Raw genomic sequence first — 21,570 nt, forward strand, 5'->3', positions numbered from 1 at the left:
CGCTGTTTTTTTAATAATATTGAAACCGTCATTCAAGACTAGGCGTGATAGATTGCTGACTAAAAATCATAGTCGTCATCAGTCATCGCCTCGGCATCACCCATTAAATAGTCGGCACCGACTTGACTGAAGAAGTCGTGGTTGGCAGTCTTAGTTGAAATGCCGTTCATGACGATTGGATTAATGTCTTCAATGTCCGCATGCTCAAAGATTGATTCAAAATAATGACACCTTCTTGATTAATATCAATTTTTATTGAGACAAATAAGAATATACTATTATTACCAACTTAAAGGGGCGACCAATATGACAGATCACATTCACCATCATCAGCATCTCTGCGTTTCCACCGTACCGCTGTTTAATCAGCTGGCCTTGTCTGATCAGCAAAAAGTTGAAAGTTTGGTACGGCGTCATCGTTTTAGTCGTGGTGATCAGATTTTGGCACCAGGTGAAAAAGAGCAGATGATCATTGTTGAAAGTGGCGCCGTTAAGATCTACCAGCTTTCATTATCAGGACAAGAGCATATGTTGAGAATGCTGGCAGCCGGCGAGCATGAAGGTGAGGCATGGCTGTTTGGCATCGAAAACGTCGATACTTTTGCCCAAGCTGAGCGTACCTCTGAGATTTGTACCATTTCATATGAAGATTTTGCTCAACTGTTAAACCAATATCCGTCCATTGCGATGCGGCTTTTACAGCTGACCTTAAAGAAAAATCATCAGTTGGCTGCTCAAAACCATCTTTTGGGATTGGATTCGATTGAAGAGCGGCTTAAGGATTATTTAAAAGAAGAAATGCAGGCTCAGCACTCACGTGAATTTACCTTACCGATGAAATTAAAGGACCTGGCAACCTATCTTGGTACTACGCCTGAGACTATTTCACGCAAGATTCAAGTGCTTGAGCGGCAAGGGTTAATCAGACATTCGGTACGTAAGATTCAGATTCTGGCTGATTTTTAGGGTGAATCAGCAGGCGGCTAAATTTTGCCAGTCACAAAAGAATCGCCGATTTAGCAAGCTTAACCGTTGATTTTTAGACAATTCCCGTAGTAATACTTATGCAACCGCTTAAATAATGGTGGAAATGCAAATGATAACGGTTTATAATATACGAAGTTAATATATGTCAAACGGTTGACATTTAGAGAATTGATGAGGGGGACAAAAATTATGCCACAAATCATTAAAGGGATTGCCGCCAGTGACGGTATTGGAATTGCTAAAGCATATCTGTTGATTGATCCGGATCTGAGTTTTGAAAAGAAAAAGATTAATGATCCAGTCGCCGAATACGATCGGGTAGAAAAAGCCTTTAGTGCTTCAATTGCCGATCTGGCCACCATCAAGCAAAATGCCAAGAACCGTTTGAGCGATGAAGAACTGGAAGTCTTTGATGCCCACATTGCCATCTTGTCCGACCCGGAAATGAAGAGTCAGATCAAAGATGAGATTGAAAGTCAGCACGTTTCCGCCGAAGAAGCCATGACGGATGTGACGACTAATTTTGCCAACGTCCTGGCCGCTATGACCGACAACAAGTACATGCAGGAACGGGCCGCTGACGTGAAGGACGTTGCTAAGCGGGCACTGAGTCATCTGTTGGGCAAACAGCTGCCAGACATCGCCTCCATCAGCGAGCCGGTCATAATTATTGCCAAGGAGATCACCCCATCCGATACCTCGCAGATGGATGCCAAATTCGTCAAGGGGCTGGCAACCGATCTGGGTGGGCGGACCAGTCACGCGGCCATCATGGCACGGACGCTGCGGATTCCAGCCGTGGTAGGCTCCGAAAACGTTACGAGTTCGGTTAAGAGTGGCGACATGGTAATCGTTGACGGTCTGCACGGCAACATCATCATTGATCCAAGCCAGGCTGAGATCGATGAGTACCAAAAGAAGGCCACGGCATTTGAAAAAGAGCGTGCCGAATGGGCCAAATTAGTGGACGCCCCATCCGTTTCAAAAGACGGCAAGCACTTTGAGATCGCGGCCAACATTGGGACTCCCGATGACGTGGCGGATGCCGTTAAGCAGGGTGCCGATGGGGTCGGTCTGTTCCGGTCCGAATTCCTGTACATGAGCAGCGACCATCTCCCAACCGAAGACGAGCAGTTTGAAGCCTACAAGAAGGCCGTTGTTGGCATGAAGGGCAAGCCGGTTGTCGTGCGGACGCTGGATATCGGTGGTGACAAGCCGTTGGACTACCTGCCGCTGCCAGAGGAAATGAATCCGTTCCTGGGCTATCGGGCAATTCGAATCTGCCTGCACCGCCCAGACATCTTCAAGACGCAATTGCGGGCCTTGATTCGGGCTTCCGAGTTCGGTCCGGTTGAGATCATGTTCCCAATGATCGCCACGCTGGCTGAACTGCGTCAGGCTAAGTCAATCTACCAGGAATGCAAGGACGAGCTGCAAAAGGATCATCCCGGCCTAGGCGACAACGTCAAGATCGGGATGATGATCGAAGTGCCGCTGGCTGCCCTGTACGCCGATCAATTGGCCAAAGAGGTCGACTTCTTCAGTATCGGGACCAACGACCTGATTCAGTACTGCTTTGCGGCTGACCGTGGCAACGATGCCGTCTCCTACTTGTACCAGCCATTGAACCCCGCCTTTTTGCGGCTGATCAAGCACGTGATTGACGCCGCTCACGCCAACAACACCAAGGCGGCCATGTGTGGTGAAATGGCCGGTGATCAGCTGGCTATGCCATTATTGCTGGGCATGGGGCTGGATGAGTATTCCATGAGTGCCAGCTCGATTCTGCGGACGCGGAGCATGATGAAGGATCTGGACACCAAGGAATGTGCCAAGTGGGCCAACGACGCCATTAACCTATGCTATACGGCAGATGAGGTTGAGGAAATGGTAAAGACACGGCTCGGCTTGAACCTGGATTAAATATAACTGCACAAAAAAGACATGTTTCCGAACTGGAGACATGTCTTTTTATTGTGAGTAAATAATTGTTATTTTTGCGTACGAGCCACCATAACGTCAGGCTTGGCAACGCGAATTACATAGCCGGTAACCGAGCCTAAAACGATCCGCTCAAAAGCTGATAGGCCAGTTGAGCCGATTACGATCAAGTCATTGTTGTGGTCCTTAGGAAAGTCGCGACCAATTACCTGCTTGGGATTGCCAAAGCGAACGTGGATGGCAACGTCGGTTACACCGGCATCGATTGCTTTTTGCTTGAGATCTTCCAAGCGTTCTTGCGTCGTTTTCACCAGGTCATAGGTCTGATCCGGTGAAAGTGAGCTGGCTGGTGCATAGCCATCAGAAAGCTGCGTTACCTGCACGACGTTTAAGATGTCTAAGTGAGCATCGCAGGTTTTAGCCATGGCAATGCCTTTTTCCAAAACTTGTGCCGTAACTTTTGAGCCGTCAACTGGTACTAAAATGTTGTGATATTGTCCGTCTGCCATTATTTTCCCTCCTGAATCTTGTTAGTTTAAGTATACAATATTTTTGGCCGGCAATCGGCAGAGTAATTGAGGTTTACAGCGCTTTCTAGTAGAATGGTCTTGTTGCCAAGCAAATTATGAGGAGAATTTTTAAAATGAAGAAAGTATCGAACAATGTCGTCAAAGTGATTGCCATTTCTACGGTTACGATGCTGATTGCGCTGACCTTGGAGCTGCTGATGTATCACCAGCATGGCACGTCACTGGTCAGCAGCACGGTTTTATGGCGAGCAGGGCTGATCGTTGCTCTTTCGGTGGTCGTTGACTTTTTAGCGGCCCTGGACTGGCGATTTGACGGTTATGTAACGGTATTGGTGATGCTCTACTATGCAGCTGCTGACTGGGGAGCCTTCGAGGTGGTGCGGCCCAAGGCTTCCGTATATGGGATGTTCGTTCAGGTACTGGCAATTCTGGGGATTATTTTATGCATTGCTGGGATCTGGTATGGTATGAAGCAGCGTCACTACTACTCAATTCAAGAAATCAACAAAATGGGGCGATAAGCAATGGAATTAACGGTTAATGACTATCTGGCCCAGCTTGATAAGGCAAAAACGCAAACTGATTCAACCGATGCAGTCGGTATTCAACAGGCTGACATCCTTACAAAAGGGCTGCAGTTCGTGATCAACCAGCTTGATGCCGGCTATCTGGCTCGCTATGTCTGGCAAGTTGCCATGCCAACCGGCGATCCGCTTGAAGTCGCTTTAGAAACCAATTTGATCAATATTCCAATGGCTGAGGCTACCCGTCTTGATCCCAAGCTTTTGGAAGGCAATGATGCTAAGCCGGTTAATCTGTACATGGTAGCTTCAGGAGCCGATTTGAATGCTTCAGAGCTACGGATTGATCAGTTGGCCTCTGCTGAAGAACTGAGTGATTCAGTTAAGACTTTGGTTGAAAAGATGCAGACCTGGATTGCCAAACAGCTGGCCCAAACTAACGAGCATCGTGCCGCCAAGGCAACCGAATAGTTTGCATGCAGGCTTTAAATGTGCTATTCTAACCATTGCGATGAGTCGAGAGGTCAGGCAGCCGACCCTTGTTTGGCTGCCCCGCGCGAGCGGAAATGACATTTCGAGCGAAGCCCATAACTTGCCGGATTGCAAGGGGCTTGGCAATGGCGAAAGTGGACGTTCGCTGTTAGCCTGAGATAGTATCAATACGCAGAAAGACCGTCGAAGGAGAAATCCTTCGGCGGTCTTTTGTTTTGCCATTTAGTGAGCTAGGTAGATCTGTTCATCAATCAGGTCAAATGAATGCAGATGCTCATTGACTTTTTGCAACTCGGCATCCTGAGTGAGCTGGGCGTTTTGCCAGAATTTAGCGGAATTGGTAGCCCCGTTCTTTTCGCCAATCACCAACAGCTTGACTTCAGGATAATCGTTGCGCAGCAGTTGCAGGACTTCCCAGTCGATCTCCACTTTGTCTGGTGACCAGGACATAATGACGTAATCAACCTGGCTGCCGTATTTTTTAATGGCAGTTAAGGCATCCAATGGCTCAATGGTAGTCACGGGATGCTTGCCGGTCTCGTTTTCATGAGTCCAGTCAGTACTGTCGGTGGCATAGATTGTCTGTGCTGGTCGTAGATTTCTCAGCCCACCTGAAATATAGCCATTGCCGGCCATGATCTCAAGCGTTGGTCGACCGTGTAGATATTCAGAAAGAGCTTTGATGTATGGCGCATTGACATAAGACCACATGCCATAGGTTTCTTCCAGATAGTCGCGGTAGTCTCGCAACAGCTGATCCAGTTTGGGCAAGGCAGCAACGTAGCGGTCCCAGAGCTGATCACCTTCTGGATTACCTTGTGGATACTGCTCATTGACCTTTTGAAAGATGATGTCTTGAATATTGTCTGGCAGCATAAGTTTAGGCAATGGCTGGGGTAAAAGACCGTTTTTAATCAAGCGGTCGCTTTCCAAGACGTTGTTGATCAAAAACTTGATCTGCGGAAAGTCTTCAAACAGATCGCGATAGGCCATCAGCTGTTCGATATAGGGCTGCTTTTTAACGACTTTGTGGGCTTTTTTGACTTGTTTTTTGAGTTTCTTTAATTGTTTAGGATTCATTGAAAGCTCCTTAAAACTTGAGATTCAGCTGTTCCTGCTTGCCATAGAAGGTATCGGTCTCGTTGCGATGGCTGCGTCCCTGCAGATAGCCATTAATCAACTGGAAAATCTCATAACGGTCCTGGCTGGTTAAAACGGTATTCTCAAACAGCAGGTCTTGGTTTGAGAAAAACATCTTGGCCAAATCATGTTCATCACGTTCCGTTTTGCCGCACAGGTAGTCCATGCTGACATCGAAAAACTCGGCTAATTTGCGGGCCTCAATATATGAAGGGGTCCGAATGCCACGTTCCCAGTTGCCGATCTGAGATGGCGTGTTGGGTTTTTCATCGGGTCCCAGGTGTTCGTTCAACGCTTGGGCAAGTTCTTTTAAGGTGATTTTTTGGCCCCGTCTTAGGGCACGAAGACGTTCTGGAAACATACGCTCACTTCCTAGGTTAATTTCTTATGATTATTTTATCATTGATTGAGTAACGGAGAGTGTAAAAAAATTTCGACAATCAAAATAAAATCTGCTAAACTGTTAGTCATTGTGATTTTGAGTAAAAGAGGGATTTTATTTTGCAAAAACAACCCAAGAAGCATCATTGGCTGCGCTGGCTGATTGGCCTGGCAGTTACGCTTTTGATTGTGATTTTTGCTGCTGGGGGCTATTTCTTTCATGTAGCAATGGTACCAGGGCACAAGGACTTCATTAGCAGCAATACCAAAATCGTTAAAAGCGATCCATTATACAAGCAGAAAAAATGGTTTCAAGACGTACATAAGACACGTTGGACGATTAAGTCGGCAACCGGTAATTATCGTTTGGATGCCTGGTATGTACCAGCTGAAAAAAAGACCAACAAGAGCGTTTTGATTGCACATGGCTTTATGGGTAACAAAGATCAAATGGGGGCCTATGCCGCGCTTTTTCATCAACTAGGCTATAATGTCCTGGTTCCTGATGCCAGAGCCCAGGGACAAAGCCAAGGTAAATACATCGGCTATGGCTGGCCAGAACGCTATGATGAGCGTAAATGGATCAATAAGCTGATCAAATACAATGGTCAAGACAGTCAAATCGTAATGTTTGGCGTCAGCATGGGTGGGGCGACAACCATGATGACCAGTGGCATCAAGCTGCCTCATCAAGTCAAAGCCTTTGTAGAAGACTGCGGCTATTCCAGCTTGGCCACCGAGATTGACTATGAGGCTCAGAATCTTTATCACTTGCCGTGGCTGGTACGTAAGCCTTTGGAAGGGTCATTGAGCATTATCAATCGTGTTGCCAATGGCTTTTATCTGCATGATGCCAGTTCAACGGCAATGTTAAAAAAGAATCACCGGCCAATGCTGTTTATTCACGGTGCTAATGATGATTTCGTACCAACACGGATGGTTTATCAAAACTATCAAGCAACCAAGGGACCAAAACGGCTCTGGGTCGTTAAAGGAGCTGCACATGCCAAGTCGTTTGCTACGCATCCAAAAGCTTATCAAAAGCATGTTCAAGACTTCTTGAATCAATACGTAAAATAAGAAAATCCCAATGATCGGTGCAGAGATCATTGGGTTTTTTTGACTGTTCATAAAAAATCCCTGCCTCGTAAAGAGACAAGGATTAATCGTAACTAAAACTCGTGATCGTTATCTTGTGGCTTACGGCCCAACAGCACGGCAACTCCCATGGCAATGTTGTAGATTAAAAGTACTAGAGCCAGCAGCAGTGCAAAGGCTGCCAGAATGCTGAACAAACCGCCTAAGTGAGCCAGATTCTGCATGTTGGCTGCTCCAATGATTACAAAAATCGCAATCATGTACAGGAGAGGGAAGATCTGACTCCAAAAGGCCTTGACAGCGTTTTGGCGCACCTCGTTGAAACCTTGATATTTTGCGATAATCCAGACGATCAATGGAAAGATGACCGGCAAAAAGAAAATACTGAAATAGGCTAGCGCACTGACAATTCGCTGACCGAATTTGTTATCCATGAATTGGAATCCTCCAAATATTTTCTTTGATTATACCTAATCTTTCATGGTAGGGCAAATGTGATGATTTGTATCAAAATAATACTAACGATTAATATTAACCAGTCACGAGTCGTTAATGCAATCTGATGAACGCTGGTCCGCGCACGATCCTCAACGTAGCCGTGTGATTCCATGGCCTGTGCCAGCTGATCCGACCAGGTGATGGCATGCAGGATTGCCTTGAAATAAAGCGTTGGCGACCACCAAGACAAATAGATGCCTCGCATTTGACCAGCCGCGCGAATCGTTTTAACCGTCATTTTAATCCGAGGAATCAGATTGACGGCCGCCAGCGTTCCATAGGCAAACTTGCTGGGCAGATGCAGATTTTGTTCCAAAGAGCGGGTCAGCTCCAAGGGACTGGTGGTCTGCGTAATAGCCGCGCCGGTAAAAACATAGACATAGATTCGTGAAAATAGGACCCAGGCATAAAAATAGTCATGACCAGGGCTGAACCAGGCAATCGTAATAAATACCGCGATTGCGGGAAATAATGGCATTAAAAACAGCCAGCCAAACAAGCGGGGCCGAATGCGCTTAGTCAAAAGATAGATTATGGTAACGGCGATTAAGACCAGATTAATCGTTAAATGGCGCGTAAACGAAACTTCTAAGGCAATGATCAGCACCAACAACAGTTTAAAACTTGGATTCATTTAAAATTCCTCCCGATAGCTGAGCCGACCGTCTGCGAGTTTTACGTGCCGATCAATCAGCTTTTCCAGCCCCTCCAGCTGGTGGCTGATAATAATCATCGTTTGCGGATAGATTTTCTGGCTGGTCTTGATCAGATCAACGACATTATGCAGCGAATGAAAGTCAAGACCGCTAAAAGGCTCATCCAACAGCAGAACTGGCTGCCCCATCATCAGCATTAAAAGCAGCTGCAGCTTTTTTTGCTGACCGCCAGAAAGCGAGTAGACCACGCGATCCTGCAATTTGCTCAAGCCAAGCAGCCTAAGTGCCGCGGTCAGGTGTTCATCATCAAAATAAGGATTTTGGCCTTTTTTTAGACTCAGCGCCAATTCTTCTTTAACCGTCACGTTAAGAAACTGGTCGACGGCATGCTGGAAAACATAGCCGACCTGTTGAGCATAGCGGCGCGGCTTGATTTTTTGACTGTCCTTACCATCATAGGAGATTATTCCCTGATAGGACGCCAGGTGAGTAATGGCCTTAAACAATGAAGATTTCCCAGTTCCGGTCGCACCAGTCAGCAGCGTTGTCTGATTTTTGAAAAACGAAAAGTCGTTTGCCGTGATCAGCTTTTCATTGCCATGCTCAATCACCACGTTTTTGAGGGTTAGAATCGGCTGGTCGCTGGCAGTCGGCAGTTTGACATGGTGGACTGTGGCGGCCAGCTGATCGGCTGATTTAAGCAGCGCATCACTGGCAGCAGCGTCAAGCAACTGCGCATGCTGATTTTCAAAATGAATGATCTGTTTAGCCAAGCCGCGATAGCCATGCAGATCGTGATCAGCAACGATAATCGTTTTGTGATACTTTTCCTGCAGTAAGGTCAGCTGGTGGATCAATAAGCTCCGATTATGGTTGTCAATGCTGGCAAATGGTTCGTCCAACAGCAAAATGTCGGTATCCATCGCGACTAAAACGGCTAAAGCGGCCCGCTGCTGCTCACCGCTTGACATCGTGGTCAATTGGCGATCGCATAGGTGCTCAATGCCGCAGAATTTTAGGGCATGCTCAATGCGGGCGGGCATTTCGCTGGATGGCAGCTGGAGATTTTCCAAGGCAAATTCTAATTCATGCTGTGGCGTATCAAGCGCGAACTGCATCCCAGGATCCTGAAACATCATGGCAACCGTTAAGCCATCAGGCAGCTGAAGTTTTCCTTGCAGGATCTTGCCTCCGTATTTGGGCAAAAGTCCAGCCAACAGGCGCATCAAAGTAGATTTACCACTGCCAGAAGCCCCGTAAAAAAGCGTCCAGGAATCAGTTGGGATTTTTAGAGTAACGTCTTTTAGTGTGGTTTGTCTTGGCGTGTATGCAAAAGTCAGATTGTCGATTGCCAATTGATTCATCAGTCGTTAAATTCCTCGCGTTTCATGACGTGCGAGCGTTCCAGCAACCGTTCGATCAGCATTACCAAAACGCCGCAGAAGAAGAACATTGAAAGCAGCCGGCCACTAAAATAGTAGACATTTTTGAAGCCAAACTTGTTGTAGCCATTGCGGAACCAATCCCAGGCAAACGTAACGATTGTCGTGGTAATGGTCGTTGCAACTGCTCCCAGCCAGTCATAGTGCTTGTATCCGGTCAACGTAAAGCCCAGTTCGCTGGCAATTCCTTGGACGGCGCCAGAAATCAGGTTGGCAGCTCCCCATTGATCGCCAATCAGGGCTTCACCAGCCGCACCTAAGAATTCACCTAAAAATGGTGCACCAGGCTTTTTTAGCATAAAGCCTGCCATCGGACCAGCCATGCACCAAAGTCCCATTGTTAAGTCATTACCCATCATTGGCAGCTTGAGCGGCGTAAAGACAATGGTCAGTGCGTTGTACATAAAGGCGGCTGCCCAGTAGATCACCCCAAAGATGATACCGACCAGTGCCAGCAAAATGATGTCGCGCAGATGAAACTTATTATTTTTTTTGGCCATAAATGACCCTCCTAATGATTGAAAATTTCAATCACCTGTCCAAAAGAAAACCCACCATGGAAGAATCCACAGTGGGGCTGATTACAACAGATTATTTACCGTATCTCCCTTCGCTGGCATTAACCAGAGCAGGTTCAATGGGTATTATCTCAGCCGTATGGCACCCCAGACATGAATGATTGATCGTTCTCATCTTACAAAATAACTTGGTATTGTGCAAGTCGTCGCAAATTTTATCGTTGTTTAATTCGAACTTAATGCGTTACTTTTGATTGGTTGAATTGATTTTAATCAAGTTTCCTTAAAATCAGTATCCACAGGGTGATAATCATTTGATTAGCTTAGACACAATATATAGCATCTGAGACATAATTTGACCACCAGATGTCGTGGTAGAATGACGTTATTGAGTTGTGAAGATTAATAAGAGGGAGGATTATGAGTAAAAATCAAAAAGGTATTCTGCTGATCAATCTTGGTACGCCCAGTGATCCAAGCGTACCAGCCGTTACCAAGTTTTTACGCCGCTTTTTGAGTGATCGTCGGGTGATTCATATGTTGCCACTGCTTTGGCAGCCGATTTTAAATCTAATGGTGCTGCCCAAGTATGCGCCTAAATCAGCAGCCAATTATGAAAGACTGTGGTCATCAGGAATTGGATCACCGCTTTTGCATTACACGCAGCGTCAGGCTCAATTACTGGCTAAGCGTCTGCCAGAATATACGGTCCGCTATGCCATGAGCTATAGTCAGCCATTGATTGGTGCCGTTTTAAAGGAGTTTGAGTTTCAAGGTATCACTGATTTGACGATTATTCCGTTGTATCCACAATATTCAACAACGACCACGGCTTCGGTCCAAGATGATGTTGCGCGTTTCTACAAGGATCGAAAAACGGTTCCGGAAATTAGATTTGTCAGCGACTACAGCAGCTTTTGGCCGTATATCAAAGCATTATCGAATAAACTGCAAAAAGCCATCCTTAAAGTGAACCCGGATGCAATCGTCTTTTCATATCATGGGATTCCACTCAGCTACCAAAAGGCCGGTGACCCGTATGCACAACGCTGCCGCCAGACGACGATGGCGGTAATTGAGCGATTGGGCCTGCATATCCCTTGCTTTCAGTCCTATCAATCGCGTTTTGGACCAGCAGAATGGCTGAAACCGGCCACCAAGGATCTTTTAACAGAATTGCCTAAACAAGGATATCAAAAGGTTTTGGTAGTAGCACCAAGTTTTGTCTCAGATTGCCTGGAGACGATTCAAGAATTGGGTGAAGAGAACCGCGATGCCTTTTTAACAGCGGGAGGTCGCGAGTATCAGCTCCTACCGGCTTTAAATGATGATCCAGAATGGATTGAGGCACTGGCGCAATTAACGCTTTTAAACGCGGTAATGCCGGCTCAGAACACGGCTATGGATCTGCCATCAGCCTATCTGCAGACAGAATAGATCAAGACGCCTGGAATCAATAAAACCTCATCGACAAGCGCCGATGAGGTTTTTTATTTAGTAATTAGTGTTCTTTTAAGATGCCATTCAGACGTTCCATGAATACTTTCAAGTAACGTTCCTTGTCAACATTGACAGCAACCTTAACGTTTGGATTAGGATCGTTCAAACGTGAATTGTCACCAATCGTCCGGCCGTAGTTGTGTTCATCGTAGTTGACCTTCATAAACAGGCTGATCGTTTGAACGAAGGTTGGATCGATGGAAACGCCGACTGCCAGTGGATCGTGCAAGGCACAGCCGTTCTTATCGATGTCCAGGTTGTAGTAGGCATCAATGTAGAAGTCGGTAATGTCAGCGTAGGCCTTGCCGGCTTTGGTACCCAGATCACGCCATTGCTGCGTTTCCTTCTTAGTCAAAAGCGTGCGCAGCGTAACGTCCAAACCAACCATCGTTAATGGCAGGTCGCTTTGCAGCACCGTGTTGGCAGCCTTGGCGTCTTGATTGATGTTGGCTTCAGCAACGTCGGTAACGTTACCTTCAACCGTCAATGCACCACCCATGAACGTAACATTGCCGATCAGGTGAGCAATTTCAGGATCCTTTTCCAGGGCAGCGGCCAGGTTGGTCATTGGACCAGTAGGGATGATGATCAAATCCTTACCGTACTTGTGGGCGGCTTCGATGTAGAAGTCGACACCGGATTCGGCTTCAACGGCACGCTTAGGAGCTGGCAGTTCAACATCGCCAATTCCGTTGTTACCGTGAATGTCTTTAGAAACCTGCATAACTTCAAAGCTGTCGGTCGTGCTGGAGTGTGGCAGACCCTTGTAGACTGGCACATCGGTTTGACCCAGCAGCTCCAAAAGCTTCAGACTGTTTTCAGCACAGACGTCCAGCAGGTTGTTGCCGTAGGAAGCCACGATCCCGATCAGATCAACTTCTGGATCAGCAACTGCGTAAGCCAGCGCCAAAGCGTCGTCAACACCTGTGTCCAGGTCTAAAATCATTTTCTTTTTAGCCATTGATTGATTTCCTCCGAATGAATATTGTTAGATAACGTTTACAATTACATAATAACCAAAAACCGATTAAAACTCAAACATTGTTTTAACAACAATTAAACCGTTTTATTAAAATTGAGGCGCTAAGCCGTGGTACAATGGCTTTTGTCGTAGAAAAGATTTTTTTAAACGAGGTAAATGATGATGGAACAGACATATGACGTAACGATTGTTGGTGGCGGCCCTGCCGGAATGTTTGCTGCTTTTTATGCTGGTCTGCATGAATTAAAGGCGCAGCTGATTGAAAGCCTGCCTCAGCTTGGCGGCCAGGTTGCTGCGCTCTACCCAGAAAAGCAGATCTGGGACGTGGCTGGTGAAGCTGGCGTGCAGGGACGAGAACTGATTGCCAAGCTAGAAAAACAGATGGTCATTGCGCCAATTGACCAGTTTTTAGGCGAGCAGGTTACCAATGTCGTTAAGCTGGCTGACGGGACCTTCAAGATCGAATCAGCACAGCGAACGTCTTATTCCAAAGCCGTAGTGATTGCATTGGGCAACGGCGCCTTTTCACCACGCAGACTGGCATTGGATGGTGCAGCAGAGCTGGAAGGTCAGCAGGTACGTTATTTTGTCAATAATCAGACTGATTTTACCGATCAACGCGTTGCTGTGCTGGGAGGCGGAGACTCGGCAATTGACATGGCATTGATGTTGGAGCCGGTTGCCAAAGAAGTACACTTGATTCATCGCCGTGACAGTTTTCGGGCGCTGGAGCATACCGTTACGCAGTTAAAAAACTCGACGGTTCAGGTACAGACGCCATATCTGCCTAAAGATCTGCGGCTGAATGCGGATGACTCGGTTGAACTGACCCTTAAAAAAATGCGGTCGGATGAAGAAAAACATCTGGAAGTAGACAAAATTTTGGTTAACTATGGCTTTACCTCCAACAACGCCGCGCTGAATGAGTGGGAACTGCCATTGGACAGTGAGCGTGGCTTGATTAAGGTTGATTCAAGAATGGAAACCAGCGTCCCTGGCGTCTATGCAATTGGCGATGGCGTTACCTATCCTGGGAAAGCGGCGCTGATTGCAGTTGGCTTTGGCGAGGCGCCAATTGCGATTACGGCTTTAGCTAAGGAGCTTTACCCTAAAAAACGAATGGCTACGCATAGCTCATCGATGCACATCAAATCGCAAAATGACTAAAAAGAATCTACACTATCTGGTGTTGGCGGCTGCCAATGCCAGATTTTTTCGTAAGAAAAGAGCCAGGCGGTATTTTGCAGCCTGGCTCTTAATCAATTAGTTATCAATCAGTGAATTTTACGGCTGTGCCATAAGCAACTACTGACTGCATGTCGGTACCGATCGAACCAGAATCAAAACGCATCATGACTACGGCATCGGCACCCTTGGCCTGAGCATCCTCGCGCAGTCTGGCAATCGCTACCTCGCGTGATTCGTGCAGCATCTTGGTATAAGCCTTGATCTCGCCGCCAACCACGTTTTTAAGACCCGCGCCAATGTTAGAGAAGACGTTTTTGGATTGAGTGGTGACGCCAAAGACTTCGCCTAAGACCTCATAGTGATGGCCAGGGATCAGTTCAGTCGTCGTTACCAGTATTTCAGAATTCATTATAGTAACCTCTTATTTGATTGTACGGTAGATGTCAGTGAGTGTTTGGCGTGACTTGGGCTTGATTGGCTCATCACGATAGCCGAAACTTACCATAACGGCCACTCCCCAGTGCTGGCGGTCTAAAATACCTTTTTCAGCCAGGTAGGCTTCGACTTTTTCGCGGTTGAAGCCCTCAATTGGACAGGAATCAATCTTTAGCGCGGCCGCGGCAGTCATCATGTTAGCCATGGCAATGTAGCATTGCTTGCAGGCCCAGTCAAACCGCGTACGCTCGTCATTGATATCCATATCTGCTTCTTGAAAGTGCTTAAAGGCTTGTGATGATTTGGAGTTTGGATCATACTCGTGGCGTTTGACGTCTTGGACCATGTATTTTACGTAGTCGCTGTCGTAGGTAACGTCTTTTCTGGCAAAGATCAAGAGCAGCTTGTCGGCACCATTGATGCTGTTGACGGCACCCCAAGCAATCGGTTTGAGATCCTGGCGCATCTGCGGATTATCGAGCTCAACGAATTGCCATGGCTCATAGCCAAATGAGCTTGGTGAAAGGCGGCCGACTTCAAGAATCGTGCGCCAGTCATCATCGTCGATTTTGCGATCAGGGTTAAACTTCTTGGTAGCATAGCGGCGGTTGGCAACTTCAATCAGTTTTTCCTGAATTTCTTCATGTTCACGCATTTAAATACACACACCTTTCTTATAATTTGCCTTAATTCTAACACTGCCGAAAATAAATGGTAATCGATCAAAACAAGATCTGTTAAAAACCCCCTCGTCAACCGAAAGAGGAAGCGAGGGGGGTAAATAAAAATATTAGTTGCCACCACCATCAGGATTGGTGATCTTAATCCGATTCGAGCTGGTAGCCGAATGTCCTTGTTCTGGTGCATCAGTACTGTAGCTGTCAGTCGTGGTCTTATTGTTGTTTTTGGAGAAGATACTGGTTGATTGAATGCCCTTGGACTTTTCAATCTTCTTTTCTTTCTTCAGTCCATTGGCATAATTGTAGTCTTTTGGATTGACGGTCTTAAATCCCTTTGGATGATAGAAGCGCAGCAGATTCTTTTCATTAAGCGAGTCTGACAGGGCCAGTTCTTCAGAGACCTTCTTTTGATCAGCCAGCAGCTGTTTTTTCTGCTTTTTGGTCAGTTTGGCCAGCTTACCGGTTGAATTAAGATAGATCTTGCCACTGATGCTGGTGTACTTAGGCGTAACAAAGTCTTGATTGCGCAATGCCACAACCTGATCATGTTGTGAACTAAACAGATCGGTCCCAAACTGAATATAGCGCTTGGTACTGATCCCTAACAGGTGAAGCAGGGTTGGCAAAACGTCAATCTCGCCGCCGTAGGTACTGTAAATACCGCCATGGCCACCAGAATCAGGAATGACAAACATCAATGGCACTCGCTGCATCTGAACGTTGTCAAAGTCAGTCCAGTCATCAGCATTCTTGCCCAAGACGCTGGCCAGATTCTTATTTTCAGAATTGGAGATCCCATAATGGTCACCATAGATCATGATGATTGACTTTTTGGCCAGGCCGGTCTTGTTGAGGTAGTTGAAGAATTCTTGCAGTGACTGGTCAAGATAGTGGGCGGTAACAAAGTAGTTGTCAACCGTTGAAGAGCCAGTATTCGTGGTTGTAAAATTAGAATCCTTATCCTCATCATCAAGGTCAAACGGGAAGTGGTTGGTAACCGTCAAGTACTTAACGTAGAACGGCTGCTGCAGGTGCTGCAGATACTTGATCGAATCAGCAAAGAGCAGCTTGTCTTTTAAGCCATAGCCAGTTGCCTTGTCGCCTGACGTATCGAAGTAGCTGGCATCAAAGAAGTATTGATAGCCAAGGTTCTTGTAGACGTTATTACGGTTCCAGAAGCTGGCGACGTTGCCATGGAAAACGGCAGAAGTGTAGCCGGCTCGCTGATTCAAAATGGCAGGCGCGGCTTGGAAGGTGTTGTCGTTACCCAGTGTTGCAAACAGTGAGCCTTGTGAAAGTCCATAGGTGCTGGTTTCAAGCATGTTTTCTGCATCTGAGGTCTTGCCTTGGCCAACCTGATTGAAGAAGTTGGAAAATGCGTAAGTGTCCTTGCTGTGGTACAGCGAATTTAGAAATGGCGTAACTTCTTGACCGTTGATTTTTTTATCGATCAAAAACTGTTGGAAGCTTTCCAAGTGGATCACAATTACGTTGCGTCCTTTGGCAATCCCAAACAGCTTTTTGTTAGGAGCAGCATAGTGTTCTTTGGTGAATTTTTCTACAGTCTTAAGCTGCGACTTGGTAGCACTCTTACGCATCTGGCTGACATGTTCGGACTTGATCAGATCATAACCAGTAAAGGCATCCAGCCCCAGATACTTAACGATGTAGACACGATCAAACGTCCGGCCTAAGAGTTGAGGCCGATCCATTTCCGCAACCATCAGATTTAAGCCGCAAACGACCAGCGAGACCGAAGTAAAGGCAAAAGCCAGCCGATGCGAAAAGGCACGGGGATCAAACTTGATCTTTCTAAAGAGCATCAAAAGCAAAATTACAACGATATCAAGCCAATAAAAAACGTCATGAACGTTGGTCAAAGCCAAAGAACTGCCGCTCAGGCCCTGATTGACCTTGGAGTAGCCAGTCATGGTGGCAATCGTCATAAAGTCCGTAAACTCACGATAGTAAATAACGTTTAGATATAAAAGTAGCGTGTTGGCGATATCGATACCCATTAAGACGGGATAGAAAAAGCGCGATCGCTTAAAATAAAATGCCAGACCAAACAGCAATAGGGTGGTTCCCAGCGGATTGATCAAGACGATTAAATATTGAACCAGACCCTGTGCGCCTAACTTAAAATCGGTAAAGTAGGCAATTAAGGTTTTAATCCAAAAAAGGAACACCAAGAGCGAAAAAAAGCCGATCCTGGTGTTCACGAGTTTGCTTAATCGTTTCATGTCGAAAAATATCCTCGCAGTTATTAGTTCTTAACGTACTCATATAAAAGAGCTTAACGTCAATCATTCTAGCACAGTTTTGATCTAAACAAGCGCATTGGAACAAAACATTGAGGAAACTTAATCAGATTTATTCTTTTACCGGTTCTGGGTCAAGCAGCCAGTCGTAATGAAACAGCCTTTTGAGCTGCCGATTGACCGGAATCCAGATCTGAGCATGCCAGATATCTTTTAAAGATGCCAAAAAGATCTGGTCATGCTGATGCTTGGGCGTTAATGGCAGGCGCAGAATCTGGCCGGTTTCGGTTTTGACGGTAATCGTCTTGCCATTCATCCCAACGATCTGGGCGGCGACGACATCTTGTTCAGAATGTGGATTACGTAGTTTCATGCAACATCCCTTCTTTCGATGCTTTTAATGTTACGGGAAATATTTGAAGAATCTATGATGGGCACCTTATGTTATCCTTAAGTTCAAGAAAGCGTTACAATCGTTTTAGAATCAAAGGGGGTACTGAGCTTGAAAAAGTTGAATATCTATCTGGTACGGCATGGTCAGACTTATTACAACATCTACAATAAGCTGCAGGGCTGGAGCAATTCGCCATTAACTGAAAAAGGGATGCAAGATGCGCGCAATGCTGGCAAAAAACTGGCTGATATTCATTTTGATGCCGCATTTTGCAGTGACACCACGCGAGCTGAGGTGACGATTCAAACGATCCTGGACATGAATCAAGCCGACTCGGTTAAGCAGCCAACGACCGCACCATATTTTAGAGAAGAGTTCTATGGTTATTTTGAAGGGGCCAATATGGATGAGGCCTGGTATCTGGCAGGTGCACCACATGGCTTGTCAACCTTTAAGGCAATTGTTGAAAAATACAGTATCGGACAAGCTAAAGACTGGCTTAAAGATGCCGACCCATTCCATCACGCAGAAAACAATCAAGAATATTGGCAGCGAGTCAATCAGGGATTGGACTTGATCCGCAAGGCCGACGTTCCCGATAATGCCAACATTTTGTGGGTCAGTCATGGCAACACGCTGCTGAGTCTGATGGAGCGCTTTGGCAAGGGTAAGTATGATTTGACAGAGCGGCCGGAAAATGGCAGCCTGACCAAGCTGATCTTGACTGACGATGACGTTGAAGTTGAATACTACAACCGCAAATAACTTGATACAGGATAAAAAATCGCGTGTAATCAGACTTAATGCTGACGGCACGCGATTTTTGATTTAAAGATTATCGCCAAGCTCAAACTGATACTTGGAGTCAAGCAGCGATTGTTTGATCAGACTGCTGAGCAGCGCGTGGGTCCGTTTAGTAACCTCAGCGGCCGTCTGCAGATTGGCTTTGGTAAGGAAGTTGTTCAGCTCACCTTCCTCAAGATCTGCTGCTTGTTGGTCGATTTGGTCAATTCGCCGCAGACCAAAGCTTTGACAGCCATCACGATATTCATTGATCTCGTTGATAAATTTGTGATAGCGTGGCTCGATGATAACGGCCAGTGTTTTATACATCCAATAAGCGCTGTTGGGATCAACCTCGGCGCCAGCTTTTTGGTAGTTGGCTGGCGTGTCGGAGATGTTGGTATAAAACGGTACGTATGGACTGTAGCAATAGAATCCGAAATTAATCCATTGAATAGCGGCAAATTCTTTTGGCACGTGATTGCGAATCTGCAGAATACAAGAGCTCTGATTGCGGTCAAGTGAGATTGAGCGGAACTTACGCTGATCTTCCTTGGTTCCCGAGGCAAAGGTTTCCATTGGATCATATGGGGTGCCGTTGTAATGTGAAGAAAGAAAGGCCTCAACATCTTCAATGGCGATCTTTTTCTCAGGTCGTCTTAAAAATGGCATGTTTTGACTGGTTGGATCCTGTTCAATGGATGGATTGAACAGCTTTTGTCCATACCAGGTTCGTGGCGTATTGTAGTAGCTGTCAGCCTCACTTTGCGTACCAAAGATGTTGCGATAGTTGAAGGTAGCAGGGTCAGGATTAAGATGGTTCTTTTCAACAAACGACTTTAATGTTGGGGCAAACATGAAGTTGTCGGGATCGTTAAAATCGATTTCTTGGATTACCATGATATTGGGGCAGATGGCATAGCAGTCATCAGGAATTCGCTGCGCAGCCCATTGATGACCAGCACCGGTTTCAAAGTACCAAACCTCGCCTTGATCGGCAAATGCAATCCCGTTGCACTCGCCGGTTCCATACTGCTCAATCAGCTTACCAAGACGGGCCACGCCTTCACGAGCCGTTTTGACAAATGGCAGAACCAAGTAGAGCATTGAGTCTTCGTCAATACCATTTTTAACCAGTGGATCATGACCAAGACAGCGTGCATTGGTACCTTCCGTTTCAGTGGAGCTCATCGCTACGTTATATTCGTTGATTCCCTGCTCGTCCCAGCGTCCTTTGATTTCATTGTCTTTAGCATTGGGTGTAGCAGTAAAGCGAAAACCGTGACCGTGAAGCGGAATCTTAACACCTGAGTATTCAGAAACGAATTCTTCATCATAGTCGCGAGCCGGAAAGACTTTGAAAGTTTTTTGATTAATGGCGCTTTCGCCGTCCTCATCACGCGCGATAATGGTTGAACCGTCAATCGTAGCGTTTTTACCAACCAGCATCGCCGTACAAGATGAATGAGATGAACCAAAATGTTCCATGTGAAACAAAACTCCTTTCAAAATAGATCTGGCCTTATTCTACAACTAAAAAAGCATCAACGCAGAAGTCGCTGATGCTAAATTTAAATTTATTCTTCACTAACGGCTGGTGCTGCTTTAGGGTTGGACTTGATTCGATCAGAGTCTGTTTGTTTGAAGTCTTGCCAGTTGAAGATCAAGTTTAAGATTACAGCTGCCAAGCTGCCAACAACTACCCCATTGCCAAGAATAATCTGAGCTTCGGTTCCCAGGTGCTGGAAGATTTGTGGATAGACCGTTACGCCCAAGCCTAGCCCGATTGACATCGAAGCAACCAGCAAATTGCCGTTTTTGTTAAGGTCAGCTTTTTGTAAGATTTGAATTCCCTGTACGCCGACCATGCCGAACATCACGATCATGGCGCCACCCAAAACCGGGGTTGGAATTATCGTTGCCAGTGCGCCAGCCTTAGGCAAAAGCCCCAGTGTCAAAAGCAGAAAGGCAGCATAATAAACCGGTTTGCGAGTCTTAACACCCGACATGCGCAGTACGCCGACATTTTGCGAAAACGTTGAATATGGGAAGGTATTAAAGATCCCGCCTAAAATGGCTGCGATCCCTTCGGCACGGTAGCCGCGCTTCATATCATCTTCGGTAATCTTTTGGCCGGTAACATCACTTAAGGCAAAGTAGACGCCAGTTGATTCAATCATTGTTGTCAAAGAAACCAGCATCATAGTAATGATTGCACTACCGTTGTATTTTGGTACGCCAAAGTAAAAAATCTGTGGCAGGTGGAACCATGATGCTTGAGCAACTGGTGTTAACGAAACCATGCCAAATGCACCGGCGATAAAGGATGCAATCAAGATACCAAGCAAAATGGCAATCGATTTGATAAAGCCTTTGGCAAAAGCATTGATTGCTAAAATGATGACAATCGTTAAAAAGCCAATTGCCAGGTTAGCTGGGGCGCCAAAAGCTTTTGCCGTTGCTGAGCCGCCACCAAGATTTTGAAAACCAACTGGAACCAGTGTAAAACCAATGATGGTGATCAAAGAACCAGTTACGACTGGTGGGAATAGTTTTTTCATTTTGGCAAACAAGCCGGCAATCAGAAAAACAAAGATCCCAGCACAGATGATGGCACCATACATGTAGGCGATCCCCAGCTTGCCGCCGATTGATTCCAAAGGAGCAACGGATTGAACCGCACAGCCCAAAACGACTGGCAACCCGATCCCAGTCAATGGGGTTTTGCGTAGCTGTAATAATGTGGCAATCCCACACATGAAGATGTCGATTGAAACCAGATAGGTCATCTGAGCAGCATTGAAATGCAAAAAGTTCCCGATTAAAAGTGGAACCAATACGTCACCTGAGTACATGGCTAACAAATGTTGAAAGCCAAGCACTAGATTCTTGCCAAAATCATTCAATTTCCCTTGCGATGCACTATTCAAAATTCTTCCTCCCATGCCAGCCCATCTTGGATAAGCAAAAAGACGTCACGGTAGGCAACCATGACGTCTTTTTGGCTGCTTATAGTCCTGAATTTACGGTTCAGGGTAGAGACTCTCGCCCGTATCGCGAGAATATATAGGCTTGACTTTGTTTTAACGGGATCTATCTTAACACAATCCGAACAATTTAACAATTTAAAGGTTGGCTAATAG

Annotated in this window: 22 protein-coding genes, 1 pseudogene and 2 riboswitches; of the genes and pseudogenes, 8 read left to right on the top strand and 15 right to left on the bottom strand. The window is 46.1% G+C overall.

Annotation, left to right across the window (positions count from 1 at the left end; all coding sequences use genetic code 11):
* Window positions 1–59: 59 nt before the first annotated feature.
* Window positions 60–191, bottom strand: a pseudogene (locus HF864_RS03065) (class 1b ribonucleoside-diphosphate reductase subunit beta); the annotation flags it as partial.
* A gap of 115 nt (window positions 192–306) precedes the next feature.
* Between HF864_RS03065 and HF864_RS03070 the strand changes: the two are divergent.
* Both HF864_RS03070 and ptsP read left to right on the top strand, forming a co-directional pair.
* Window positions 307–966 (top strand): Crp/Fnr family transcriptional regulator, encoded by a 660-nt coding sequence (locus HF864_RS03070; protein ID WP_169461643.1) that lies wholly within the window; start codon window positions 307–309, stop codon window positions 964–966.
* Window positions 967–1,176: 210 nt separating this feature from the next.
* On the top strand, window positions 1,177–2,910 hold the full coding sequence (ptsP, locus tag HF864_RS03075) for a phosphoenolpyruvate--protein phosphotransferase (protein WP_169461644.1): 1,734 nt from the start codon (window positions 1,177–1,179) through the stop codon (window positions 2,908–2,910).
* 68 nt (window positions 2,911–2,978) lie between these two features.
* On the opposite strand, the gene HF864_RS03080 is transcribed toward ptsP, so the two are convergent.
* Window positions 2,979–3,437, bottom strand: a complete 459-nt coding sequence (locus HF864_RS03080; RefSeq protein WP_169461645.1) for a universal stress protein — start codon at window positions 3,435–3,437, stop codon at window positions 2,979–2,981.
* Between the two features lie 134 nt (window positions 3,438–3,571).
* Here HF864_RS03080 and HF864_RS03085 point away from each other — a divergent pair, with 134 nt between their 5' ends.
* Complete coding sequence (locus tag HF864_RS03085; protein WP_169461646.1) at window positions 3,572–3,979, top strand: hypothetical protein; 408 nt, start codon at window positions 3,572–3,574, stop codon at window positions 3,977–3,979.
* A gap of 3 nt (window positions 3,980–3,982) precedes the next feature.
* On the top strand, window positions 3,983–4,450 hold the full coding sequence (locus tag HF864_RS03090) for a hypothetical protein (protein ID WP_169461647.1): 468 nt from the start codon (window positions 3,983–3,985) through the stop codon (window positions 4,448–4,450).
* Window positions 4,451–4,693: 243 nt separating this feature from the next.
* Here HF864_RS03090 and HF864_RS03095 read toward each other — a convergent pair whose 3' ends face one another.
* The gene (locus HF864_RS03095) at window positions 4,694–5,551 is read right to left on the bottom strand and encodes an SAM-dependent methyltransferase (protein ID WP_169461648.1); all 858 of its coding nucleotides are present in this window, start codon (window positions 5,549–5,551) and stop codon (window positions 4,694–4,696) included.
* Between the two features lie 10 nt (window positions 5,552–5,561).
* The gene (locus HF864_RS03100) at window positions 5,562–5,972 is read right to left on the bottom strand and encodes a helix-turn-helix transcriptional regulator (protein ID WP_169461649.1); all 411 of its coding nucleotides are present in this window, start codon (window positions 5,970–5,972) and stop codon (window positions 5,562–5,564) included.
* A gap of 140 nt (window positions 5,973–6,112) precedes the next feature.
* On the opposite strand from HF864_RS03100, the gene HF864_RS03105 reads away from it, so the two are divergent.
* Window positions 6,113–7,072, top strand: a complete 960-nt coding sequence (locus HF864_RS03105) for an alpha/beta hydrolase (protein ID WP_205882269.1) — start codon at window positions 6,113–6,115, stop codon at window positions 7,070–7,072.
* 92 nt (window positions 7,073–7,164) lie between these two features.
* Here HF864_RS03105 and HF864_RS03110 read toward each other — a convergent pair whose 3' ends face one another.
* The 4 genes from HF864_RS03110 to HF864_RS03125 are packed head-to-tail and all read right to left on the bottom strand — an operon-like array spanning window position 7,165 to window position 10,186.
* Window positions 7,165–7,524, bottom strand: a complete 360-nt coding sequence (locus HF864_RS03110) for a DUF4870 domain-containing protein (RefSeq protein ID WP_169461650.1) — start codon at window positions 7,522–7,524, stop codon at window positions 7,165–7,167.
* A gap of 44 nt (window positions 7,525–7,568) precedes the next feature.
* On the bottom strand, window positions 7,569–8,222 hold the full coding sequence (locus tag HF864_RS03115) for an energy-coupling factor transporter transmembrane component T (RefSeq protein WP_169461651.1): 654 nt from the start codon (window positions 8,220–8,222) through the stop codon (window positions 7,569–7,571).
* On the bottom strand, window positions 8,223–9,608 hold the full coding sequence (locus tag HF864_RS03120; RefSeq protein WP_169461652.1) for an ABC transporter ATP-binding protein: 1,386 nt from the start codon (window positions 9,606–9,608) through the stop codon (window positions 8,223–8,225).
* Window positions 9,608–10,186, bottom strand: coding sequence for an ECF transporter S component (locus HF864_RS03125; RefSeq protein ID WP_169461653.1), 579 nt, complete (start codon window positions 10,184–10,186; stop codon window positions 9,608–9,610). The genes HF864_RS03120 and HF864_RS03125 overlap by 1 nt, the downstream gene beginning before the upstream one ends.
* Window positions 10,187–10,274: 88 nt before the next feature.
* A riboswitch (TPP riboswitch) is annotated at window positions 10,275–10,364 on the bottom strand.
* 260 nt (window positions 10,365–10,624) lie between these two features.
* On the opposite strand from HF864_RS03125, the gene hemH reads away from it, so the two are divergent.
* Complete coding sequence (hemH, locus tag HF864_RS03130; RefSeq protein ID WP_169461654.1) at window positions 10,625–11,641, top strand: ferrochelatase; 1,017 nt, start codon at window positions 10,625–10,627, stop codon at window positions 11,639–11,641.
* 64 nt (window positions 11,642–11,705) lie between these two features.
* Here hemH and HF864_RS03135 read toward each other — a convergent pair whose 3' ends face one another.
* Window positions 11,706–12,665, bottom strand: coding sequence for a nucleoside hydrolase (locus HF864_RS03135; protein ID WP_169461655.1), 960 nt, complete (start codon window positions 12,663–12,665; stop codon window positions 11,706–11,708).
* Between the two features lie 180 nt (window positions 12,666–12,845).
* On the opposite strand from HF864_RS03135, the gene HF864_RS03140 reads away from it, so the two are divergent.
* Window positions 12,846–13,853, top strand: coding sequence for an NAD(P)/FAD-dependent oxidoreductase (locus HF864_RS03140; RefSeq protein ID WP_169461656.1), 1,008 nt, complete (start codon window positions 12,846–12,848; stop codon window positions 13,851–13,853).
* Between the two features lie 103 nt (window positions 13,854–13,956).
* Here the strand turns inward: HF864_RS03140 and HF864_RS03145 are convergent, their stop codons facing one another.
* The 4 genes from HF864_RS03145 to HF864_RS03160 form a co-directional block, all read right to left on the bottom strand.
* Window positions 13,957–14,283, bottom strand: coding sequence for a heavy metal-binding domain-containing protein (locus HF864_RS03145; RefSeq protein ID WP_169461657.1), 327 nt, complete (start codon window positions 14,281–14,283; stop codon window positions 13,957–13,959).
* A gap of 12 nt (window positions 14,284–14,295) precedes the next feature.
* A complete protein-coding gene (locus HF864_RS03150; RefSeq protein WP_169461658.1) occupies window positions 14,296–14,964 on the bottom strand; it encodes an NAD(P)H-dependent oxidoreductase in 669 nt (222 codons plus the stop codon).
* A 135-nt stretch (window positions 14,965–15,099) separates the two neighbouring features.
* On the bottom strand, window positions 15,100–17,232 hold the full coding sequence (locus tag HF864_RS03155) for an LTA synthase family protein (protein WP_169461659.1): 2,133 nt from the start codon (window positions 17,230–17,232) through the stop codon (window positions 15,100–15,102).
* Window positions 17,233–17,362: 130 nt separating this feature from the next.
* A complete protein-coding gene (locus HF864_RS03160; protein ID WP_169461660.1) occupies window positions 17,363–17,623 on the bottom strand; it encodes a hypothetical protein in 261 nt (86 codons plus the stop codon).
* Window positions 17,624–17,752: 129 nt separating this feature from the next.
* Between HF864_RS03160 and HF864_RS03165 the strand changes: the two genes are divergently transcribed.
* On the top strand, window positions 17,753–18,409 hold the full coding sequence (locus HF864_RS03165; RefSeq protein WP_169461661.1) for a phosphoglycerate mutase family protein: 657 nt from the start codon (window positions 17,753–17,755) through the stop codon (window positions 18,407–18,409).
* 63 nt (window positions 18,410–18,472) lie between these two features.
* On the opposite strand, the gene HF864_RS03170 is transcribed toward HF864_RS03165, so the two are convergent.
* Together HF864_RS03170 and HF864_RS03175 are read right to left on the bottom strand one after the other, a co-directional pair.
* Window positions 18,473–19,915: a C69 family dipeptidase gene (locus HF864_RS03170; protein WP_169461662.1), complete on the bottom strand. Its 1,443-nt coding sequence runs from the start codon at window positions 19,913–19,915 to the stop codon at window positions 18,473–18,475.
* A gap of 89 nt (window positions 19,916–20,004) precedes the next feature.
* Window positions 20,005–21,357: a nucleobase:cation symporter-2 family protein gene (locus HF864_RS03175; protein WP_169461663.1), complete on the bottom strand. Its 1,353-nt coding sequence runs from the start codon at window positions 21,355–21,357 to the stop codon at window positions 20,005–20,007.
* 62 nt (window positions 21,358–21,419) lie between these two features.
* Window positions 21,420–21,517: riboswitch (purine riboswitch) on the bottom strand.
* Between the last annotated feature and the right edge of the window lie 53 nt (window positions 21,518–21,570).

This window comes from Lactobacillus sp. MRS-253-APC-2B (assembly GCF_012843675.1).
GTDB lineage: Bacteria > Bacillota > Bacilli > Lactobacillales > Lactobacillaceae > Limosilactobacillus > Limosilactobacillus pulli.